Genomic DNA, 9,004 nt, shown 5'->3' with positions numbered 1-9,004 from the left:
TAACTCTTAACTCTTAACTCTTAACTCTTAACTCTTAACTCTTAACTCTTAACTCCTAACTCAGCACTCAGCACTCAGCACTCAGCACTCCTAACGCCCAATGCCCAATCCCCAATCTCCTTTAAATAACTGATAAATGTTGATGTGAACTATCCAACATAGACGATATCAACATTTGTTCAAAGACTTTGGAAAGAGCAGTTTGAAAACGCTGACGGTGTTTGATTTTGAAAAAAGGTCGAACTATTTCTGCGTAGGCGTAGCCCGCCGCAGGCATCGCACCGTTGCTTTCTCTGTTATCAATAACTCGAATTGCCCGCAGAGTCCCCAACTGGATTTCTTTTTTTACCATCAACTCAGAAATTCCAGTTGCACCTACGCCGTTTTCAATCGCGGCTTTTGCCATCTCACCACTGGTGAACACTAAAATTACATTCAGTTCGCTGAGGTTAATGTCCCAATTTTGCAACGCTTCCTCAAACCTTTGCTGAGTTCCAGATTCGCGCACCCGCATTACCCAAGGAGTTTGGGTTAGTTGACTTAAATCAACTTCTCCCCACTCAAACCAAGGGTGTTTTTGACCAACCACAATTTGCAAGCGATCGCTTCCCACTATTTCGTACTCTAGAGTACTCTGAAGCGCTGGCTTCACATCACCTTCCACCAAACCTAAATCAAACTGTCCCATCGCTGTACCGACACAAATCGTTTCTGCATTGGCAAGGGTACAGTCAATCTGGATACCAGGATATTGGCTCTTAAACTCACTAATCTTACTTGGTAGCCAGTAGTTGCCAATTGTCAGACTCGACCCTAATTTCAATTCACCCCGTTGCAGATTGTTCAATTCTCGCAATCCCCTTTCAGTCAAGGAAACTTGATCGAGAATTTTCTGCGCTTCCACTTGTAGTAATTTACCCGCTTCAGCAATCTCGATATGGCGACCAATCCGATGAAATAGTTTCACTCCGTATTCTTGCTCTAGGTTGTGGATCGCTGCACTGACAGCAGGTTGTGTAATATAAAGCTCCTCTGCTGCGCGAGTAAAGTGTAAGTTCTGCGCCACAGCCAGAAATATTTTTAGCTGCTCAAGCGTCATTCCTGCCATTTATCGTATCCCTAAGACTTAGTGTCAAAATTTTAATCACTTTCATTTATCATTTTGACAAATAAAAGCATTTGATTCTATCGGTTAGTTTGACTAAAGTATAAATCAAAGCTTCGGCACGGAATCAAACGGCAAGTAAAAAGCAAGGGAGCAGGGGAACAGGGGAGCAGAGGAGCGGGGAGATGAGGAGACAAGGAGATAAATAAAACTCCTAACTCAGCACTCAGCACTCAGCACTCTAACGCCTAATGCCCAAGCATGAATATAAGGACATTCACAAATGAACGATTTAGTAACTGCAATTACCACAGGGATTACCGCATTCACTGCCACCAACATCGATGATATTGTCATTCTGACGTTGTTTTTTTCACAAATAAGTAAAACCTTTCGCAGTCGTCACATCCTTGCTGGTCAGTATCTCGGTTTTGCAGCATTGATCATTGCTAGCCTTCCCGGTTTCTTCGGTGGACTAATCATACCGCAGGACTGGATTAGACTACTTGGTTTTATGCCAATAATCATTGGTGTGAGCAGTTTACTAAAACGCGAAGAGGATTCATCTGAGGAAGCCGAAGAAGAAACCGAGCAGTCTTGTCCCTCTATAGTTAGGAGTTTTGTTTCTCCGCAAACTTGCAATGTCGCTGCGATCGCCTTTGCTAATGGCAGTGATAATATCAGCGTCTACGTGCCCCTGTTTGCCAACTCAGAATTAGATAGTCTACTGGTAATTATAAGTGTATTCTTCACGCTAGTGGGTGTATGGTGTTATACGGCTTACAAGTTAACCTACTTGCCTGCGATCGCCAACTTTTTAACTGAAAATGGCAATACTTTTGTCCCTTGTATCTTGATTGGTTTGGGCGTGTTTATTGTCACAGAAAATGTTACTTGGACTCTTTTATCTGTAGTTTCTAGTTATATATTCTCATTGATTTTAGGTTTTAATACTCAGCCGTCGAGTGAAGAACAAGAAAAATTAAGTGTCTAATAAAGAGATGCATCATCAATTTTCTGAGCCAAAGGAATTCTAAACTGGAGAATATCTTACCCATCAACAGGAATCAAAACATGAAAATCTGGAAATCTCTGCTAATTGTCTTAATGATTGTTGCTAATCTAGCTTTTGCTCAACCTTCTTTTGCTGATAGACCAAAATTTAGCAAAAACCCTGATTACATCGAAGTCACTAAAGCACTTCAGCAACTCTCGCAGACAAAAGATACTCAAACTCAAGTTGAAGGTCTCACACCAGAAGAAATTCAAAAGAGAACCGAGGAATTAACACTGCAAAAATATGCTTTAGAGACGGGAATCAATTGGGGTCAATGCAACAACCAAACAGGTAATACCATAGCGGTATACGGTAAAAGACCGAATGATGATGAAGATGAAGATGCGGTATACGAGAATGGTCTGTATTTTCTAGCTGATGGTCAATCCACTAAAAATAATTGGGATTGTGATGGCATCTATCTACCGAATGATGTCCAGGTAGCAAATTTCACTTCTAGTCCTAATGGACAAGGTGAAGAATTGACAGGAGCCGCTGCTTTGAAGATCCTTGATGGAACTCAGTTGGTAATTAAGAGGAATCCAGATACTGCTGCGATTGAATTAAATGTCCCGACTGTAAAAGTTGTTAACAGCAAAGAGGCTAACTGGTTTATCCCAGATATATCGCAGGATCTAATAAATACACGAGTTCCTAATGCGCCTAGCAATCAGTCTTGAAATAGAACTGCATAGTCTATTTTTGAATGATTGTTCTGAATTTAAATAGGGTAACAGCCAAAATCAGAGAAAAACAGGACAAACACTGGTAAAACATCTCTCTGATCTTGGCTATTTTTTTGAATTTATCTATCCTCAATTTTAGGCTTGTTTTATTTCTATATCTGCATTAAAATAAATTTTGGGAAAAATGTACAATCACAACAAGCATATTTCAGTAGCGCAACTATTGTGCTGGTTGCAAGTCATCTGGAAAGAGATTTTCTACTACCTTCGCATTTTTTTGATAAGAGCCGCTTTGGGGATAAGGGTGTTATTGATGCAGTTAAAATTGAAACCTACAGAAGAAGAAAAAGATAAAAAAAAGCCAGGACGACTGAATCCGTCCAGAATCCGAGATCACTTGGCAAATGAGCGTACCTATCTCGCTTGGATGCGGACAGGAATCGCTCTTTTAGGTTTTGGTGTCGTCATTGTGCGTCTGCGTGCCTTCCATGTACCTTTAGTACCCCGTCCTGGCAACGGCTGGAAGTTAGGTTTAGTCTTTTCGCTGGTGGGTTTAATCACGGTGTGGCTCTCAACAGTACACTATTTTGCTGTCCGTCGTGATATCGAAGAAGATACTTACGAACCAACAGACAGGTGGGTGTTGCTGTTCAGTCTAGCTGTGATGATTCTCGGAACTGGGGTAATCTATTTTGTTTTTACAACTTCTTTAGATCCAATGAGTCCAGTTATCCCTGAGTAATAGTATTTTTAAAACCGTACTTTGTATAACTCGAATAATTCCCCTGATTTGTGCGTTACGACTTTAGCACCAGCGGCCTTAATCGTTTTTTCCCACTTAGTCAAAGGCTTTAAAAACACCTCAGCACCCAAATAGGTTTCTAGAACTGCCCAATCTTCTGCTAAAGGCTGTTCTGGATTGAGAACGTCAAATACAAAATGTCCACCTGGTTTTAACACCCGCTTGACTTCTGCTAGTACAGCATCCCAATATTCGAGGGGAAAATAGCAGCTAAATCCGGTGGCGATCGCTAAATCAAATTGCTCTGATGGGTAGTTTAACTGATGAGCTGCTCCCAACTCAACACCTTTGAACAGCTTAGAATTCAACTGTGGCCCACGAGAATTTAGGGTATCGCGCGCCACATTACTGATTTCTTGCCCATAAAACAACGCTTGCCAATCCCGCCAAGGATAGATTAAAAAGCTGATCCCACAGCCAATATCTATACAGTGTTGGTTTTTTTGAGGTTTAGCAATTTCCCAGAAAGGGGAAGCAATTCTACCTGAGAAACTACCTCCAATCCACTCCCGGAATATCGGCATTGCCTGTACTTCTGCTGGGAGTTCAAAGGTTTCACGTTGATATTCTCGGTTAAAGCGATAGGCTATTTGGGCTAATCTTTCGTCCCAGTTGGTTGATTTGGGTGAACTAAAGAGATTTTGGAACTGCGAATCGGACTTTTTAGACATTTAGGTTTTTACTACTCTTTTTAAGAATTGTAGTCAAATTCGCAAAGCGATCGCCAACGTGAGCGGGTACGCCATCGCACCCCCATCCAATCTCCAGCTAAAGTTTGTCCTAAGTCATAGGTACTAATGACCAATGACTAATGACTAATGACTGTTACTCAACTTTTTCATACCAGATACCTACTTTCTCAAAAGCACCATAAGCAAGTTTCAGAAAATTCACTATTCTCTGTTTTCCAATTATCCCAAATTCTTTATATTCTCTAGCCTCTGCAAAAGTCAGGCGATTTTGGTCAATTATGTTTCTTTCTCTGTACGCTAACTTCGGAAAATCTATAACTTTTATCTGATATTTATTTACTATGTTCTGATAGTTAGAGTCTGACTCTAGATGCTCCCAATCATCACACAGCCCTAAATTCCTCACCAAAATATGAGGGATTTTCTCACCGTAAGTATTCACTGACTGAGCAAACAGGTTGATGCTGTCGTATCCTCCTGTTGATACAAACCATTTGCAAAACAGAACTCCCTGCGAACTTCCTAGTTCAAGTAATTGATTAGATTCAATCCACCCTTGTACTGCTCTATGGGATTGTGCAGATAAATTCACAATTACTGGCTTCTCTATCGCCCACTCAAATATTCTATCTGCCTTATTTGCCTGTCGTTCATTCTCGCTAAACACAGCATATTTACATATCTCCTTATATACCCCTGCGACATCTGGATTCGATCTATCTGTCTCCACTGGCACAAATGGGATTCTCTTATCCAGACAATACTGAATCATTGTCCTGGCAAAGAGAGATTTTCCTACCCCGCCTTTTTCACCATCCACAAAATGAATCGTCGGCATTACAGCCACCTCTAATAGTTATTAAAGTCTGATATATCTTTCCCAAACTAAGAACTTTTTGGCCATTGCCCCCAAGTATTTTGATGGTTTTATGAGAAAGTATAATCGTGATTTGGATATATTCCAACAGTCTCATTTTACACAGGCGAAGTCCGTCTGCGCAGACTAAAACAAAACAAGGGGCTTAAGCCCCTTGTTATAACCTGCGGAAGCAGGTTTTGTTTACGACGCGGTTTCTAAGCGCCCTTTTAGCTGCAATATTAGCCTAAATCGAAAAGCAAGATTTCACCGCCGATGTTGGTGCTAATTTCTAGCTGTTCTTCGCCGTTGATTTGTACACCATCACCGGCTCTGAGTTCTTCACCATTTAAGTTGACTATGCCTCGTGCTACTTGTAACCAGGCATAGCGATCGCTTTTGACTTGATAATTAACAACATCGCCTGCTTCTAAAACAGATGTATATAACTCAACATCTTGGTGAATTGTCACAGCACCATCGCGCCCATCTTTAGAGGCAATTAAGCGGAGTTTACCGCGCTTTTCTTCGAGAGGAAAAGCTTTTTGTTCATATCTTGGCGTTATTCCTTGTCGATCGGGAAGAATCCAGATTTGTAGTAAGTGTAGTGGTTCAGTTGGTGAGGGATTAAATTCACTGTGGCTGATTCCAGTTCCAGCACTCATAATTTGGGCATCACCAGGGCGAATCACCGAGCCAGTACCCAAGCTGTCTTTATGCTCTACAGCACCTTCTAAGACATAGGTGAGGATTTCCATGTCACGATGGCTATGGGTAGGGAATCCAGCACCAGGGGCGATGCGATCGTCGTTAATTACCCGCAGAGAGCGAAATCCCATCCGGTTAGGATCGTAAAAACTACCGAAAGAAAATGTGTGATAACTATCGAGCCAGCCCATTTTCGCATGACCACGGGCATTGCGATCGTGAATTAAGTGGGTAATTGTATTTTGAGACATAAATTTACCTCGTTGTTAATTCTTTTTAGAAGAATTTAGAATTCAAAGTTTAGAATTCTGATTGATTAGACCTAATTTGTAACTATTTAAATAGTAAAGTATATACATATAAAATGAAAAGTACGCACTTAAAAGTGGCGTACTTACCAAAAAGATACTGTAAAATTTGATAAATATTTTTAATTGAATAAAATAAAGTCTTGGAAAACTAAATGACTGCAATTTAAATTTTTACACAACAATATTAGCTGCTAGACCGTGTTTAGACACATATTAAAAATCTGATGAGGTAACGTGAATTCGACGGCTCATATAATGCCCTCGCCCTAAGAGGTTGTTTGAAAAGTGTTTGACTGTGATTTTAATTGCGTTGTTACCCCCCTTAGTCCCCCCGATGTATTGGCTACGGTGTACACACAAGTCGTTCTGACCCCCTCTAACTCCCCGATGCATTGGGGGAGAACCAGATATTTCCCCCCTTGGCAAGGGGGGATTAAGGGGGGTAATTCCAGGGTTTGGGCTTCATTACAAAGATGTGTGTACACCGTAGCCTTGTAAAGGGGGGAAACAAGAAAAATCCGGTTCTCTCCCCCAATACATACGGGGAGGGTTAGGGAGGGGTAAAAAATATTTGATACATCAATCACGACTTTTCAAACATCCTCTAAATCCCTCTCCCAAACTTGGGAGAGGGACTTTGAATTTAGTCCCCCTTCTCACAATATTGGGAGAAGGGGTTAGGGGATGTAGCAAGATCCCGCAGGGTGGGCAAATTTTGCATTTATTCAAGACGGCTAATTAGTTTTACCACATAAAAATGCCCCTCTCCGAGTCGGAGAGAGACACTTTTGAACTTTAGTTCTAGGTAGAGAATTTCGTATAACTCACATTAAGATACCGTTATCATAGGGTTCGTTGAACTTTAGTCTAATGCACCCTATTAGTAAATTAAGTGTCTCTCAAAAGTGCTTACTTTACACCAGCAGGGATCTTTTGAGTTTTAGTAGTAGCCGCTTTGCCATTCTCTGCCTTAATTTCTGCTACTTGTAAATGAGCTTCTAAGAACCAGAGTCGTTTGTCAATGGTGCGGGAAATTTCAGTGTAAAGGTCAGCAGTATCGAGGTCGCCTAATTCATCAGTTTTGTCGATCGCTTCCCGGAGATGTTTAGCGTAGAGTGCATAACGATCTGCCAACGCTGTCACATGGTCTTTACCATCCAAAATATCTAAGGGATATTCTGGCAAAATTGAATTACTAGCTGCGGCGCGCGCTGTTCCAAAAGCATATCCGCCTAAAGCTGTAACGCGTTCAGCTAGCATATCGATGTATCCTTCTAATTCCCCAGCAAGTTCATCAAATAGTAGGTGTAGCTGGTAGAAGTCAGTTCCTTTAACATTCCAGTGCGCTTGCTTTGCTTGGGTTTTCAGGTCTGAAGTAGCTGCCAAGCTTTGGTTGAGAAGTACCACGATTTGCACTCGCGCTTCAGCGGGAATGTCAATGCGGGTAGGGTACAAACGTGATGTAATGCTGTTGTCGCTCATGATTCTACGTTGTTAATGCCTTTTAAATCCAACTCTACAGAATTGCAAGGCTAGGCGAAACTCTCTGACGATGGATTGAATTAATGCCTGAATGTGTTACTGTTTATTACTATTAGTTAAATACGATGGTTTTCTATGGTATTGAATGTACCACCGAAAAGGCGATCGCGAATAACATCATTCTGCAAAAAGTCATGGGGAAAACCCAGTTCAATTTGACTCACTTCATTTAAACGTTGCAAATGTTCTGGCGAGAGGGTGATATTTAAAGAAGCTAAGTTATCTTGAAACTGCGTTAATTTACGTGCCCCAATTATCGGAATAATCACACCACTTTGAGCGTGTAACCAAGCTAATGCTACTTGTGAAGGTGTGTATCGAATTTCGGTTGCAACTTCACTGACAACTTGAGCGATCGCTAAATTACGTTCTGAAATAGTTCCAAACGCTGGATTTACTAATCTTCCTTGTTCGCTACTATCTTGAGGAGGCTGATTATATTTGCCTGTAAGCACACCACCACCTAAAGGCGACCACGGTGTTACTGCTAAATCTAAGGCTTTAGCCATCGGTAGCAAGTCACGTTCTGGTGTTCGTTGAATTAAACTATACTCAATTTGCAGGGCGACAAACTGCGTCCAACCTTGATAATGGGCGATGGTATTTGCTTGGGAAACGATCCAAGCGGGTGTGTCCGAAATACCGATATAAAGTACTTTACCTTGACGCACTACATCATCAAGCGATCGCAAAACTTCTTCAATCGGTGTTGTGAAATCCCAAGCGTGCAACCAAAATAAATCAATGTAATCGGTATTCAGCCGTTTCAGGCTACCTTCTAAAGACTGAATTAAATTCTTGCGATGGTTTCCACTGGCGTTAGGGTCGCCCTTTTTGTTATTCATCTGCAAGGGAAAGGAATATTTTGTCGCAACTACAAAGCGTTCTCGTTCTTTAGCAATCAACTCACCGACAATTTTTTCACTGCTACCATCGGTATAACCGTTGGCGGTGTCAATGAAATTTCCCCCTGCTTCTGCATAGCTATCAAAGATTTTCCGACTTTCGTCAACAGATGCACCCCAACCCCAATCTTCACCAAAGGTCATGGTTCCCAAGGAGAGTTCAGAGACTCTTAACCCGCTTTTGCCCAAGAGTTTATATCTCATGAATATTTTCTCATTAATGAAAAAACTAAGCGAATACCATTCCAAAGGCATGATAACTGGAAACTGGGAGCGATGTTTGACTTAATGCATCGACCCGTTATGTTAATGCATCGACCCGTTATGTTAATGCATCGAC

9 protein-coding genes are annotated in these 9,004 nt (G+C 41.4%); 3 read left to right on the top strand and 6 right to left on the bottom strand.

All coding sequences use genetic code 11. The features are described from left to right. Positions 1 to 121 precede the first annotated feature (121 nt). Positions 122 to 1,108, bottom strand: coding sequence for a LysR substrate-binding domain-containing protein (locus tag RMY16_RS32690; RefSeq protein WP_322739857.1), 987 nt, complete (start codon positions 1,106 to 1,108; stop codon positions 122 to 124). A gap of 280 nt (positions 1,109 to 1,388) precedes the next feature. Between RMY16_RS32690 and RMY16_RS32685 the strand changes: the two genes are divergently transcribed. The 3 genes from RMY16_RS32685 (at position 1,389) to RMY16_RS32675 (ending at position 3,590) form a co-directional block, all read left to right on the top strand. Then, entirely contained in the window at positions 1,389 to 2,099 is a 711-nt protein-coding gene (locus RMY16_RS32685; RefSeq protein ID WP_322739856.1) for a cadmium resistance transporter, read from the top strand. A gap of 80 nt (positions 2,100 to 2,179) precedes the next feature. Further along, positions 2,180 to 2,842: a hypothetical protein gene (locus tag RMY16_RS32680; RefSeq protein WP_322739855.1), complete on the top strand. Its 663-nt coding sequence runs from the start codon at positions 2,180 to 2,182 to the stop codon at positions 2,840 to 2,842. 319 nt (positions 2,843 to 3,161) lie between these two features. After that, positions 3,162 to 3,590, top strand: coding sequence for a DUF202 domain-containing protein (locus tag RMY16_RS32675; RefSeq protein ID WP_322661105.1), 429 nt, complete (start codon positions 3,162 to 3,164; stop codon positions 3,588 to 3,590). Between the two features lie 8 nt (positions 3,591 to 3,598). Here the strand turns inward: RMY16_RS32675 and RMY16_RS32670 are convergent, their stop codons facing one another. From RMY16_RS32670 to RMY16_RS32650, 5 genes are all read right to left on the bottom strand, one after another. Next, on the bottom strand, positions 3,599 to 4,321 hold the full coding sequence (locus RMY16_RS32670; RefSeq protein ID WP_322739854.1) for a class I SAM-dependent methyltransferase: 723 nt from the start codon (positions 4,319 to 4,321) through the stop codon (positions 3,599 to 3,601). Between the two features lie 154 nt (positions 4,322 to 4,475). Then, positions 4,476 to 5,180: a mobilization protein gene (locus tag RMY16_RS32665; RefSeq protein ID WP_322661109.1), complete on the bottom strand. Its 705-nt coding sequence runs from the start codon at positions 5,178 to 5,180 to the stop codon at positions 4,476 to 4,478. Between the two features lie 260 nt (positions 5,181 to 5,440). Next, on the bottom strand, positions 5,441 to 6,157 hold the full coding sequence (locus RMY16_RS32660; protein WP_322661111.1) for a pirin family protein: 717 nt from the start codon (positions 6,155 to 6,157) through the stop codon (positions 5,441 to 5,443). Between the two features lie 969 nt (positions 6,158 to 7,126). Beyond that, positions 7,127 to 7,699, bottom strand: a complete 573-nt coding sequence (dps, locus tag RMY16_RS32655; RefSeq protein ID WP_322665022.1) for a DNA starvation/stationary phase protection protein Dps — start codon at positions 7,697 to 7,699, stop codon at positions 7,127 to 7,129. Positions 7,700 to 7,815: 116 nt separating this feature from the next. Continuing rightward, positions 7,816 to 8,868 (bottom strand): aldo/keto reductase, encoded by a 1,053-nt coding sequence (locus RMY16_RS32650; RefSeq protein WP_322739853.1) that lies wholly within the window; start codon positions 8,866 to 8,868, stop codon positions 7,816 to 7,818. Positions 8,869 to 9,004 lie beyond the last annotated feature (136 nt).

The organism is Nostoc sp. DedQUE12b (genome assembly GCF_034530835.1).
GTDB lineage: Bacteria > Cyanobacteriota > Cyanobacteriia > Cyanobacteriales > Nostocaceae > Nostoc.
This window is presented reverse-complemented; position numbering and strand designations above follow the sequence as displayed.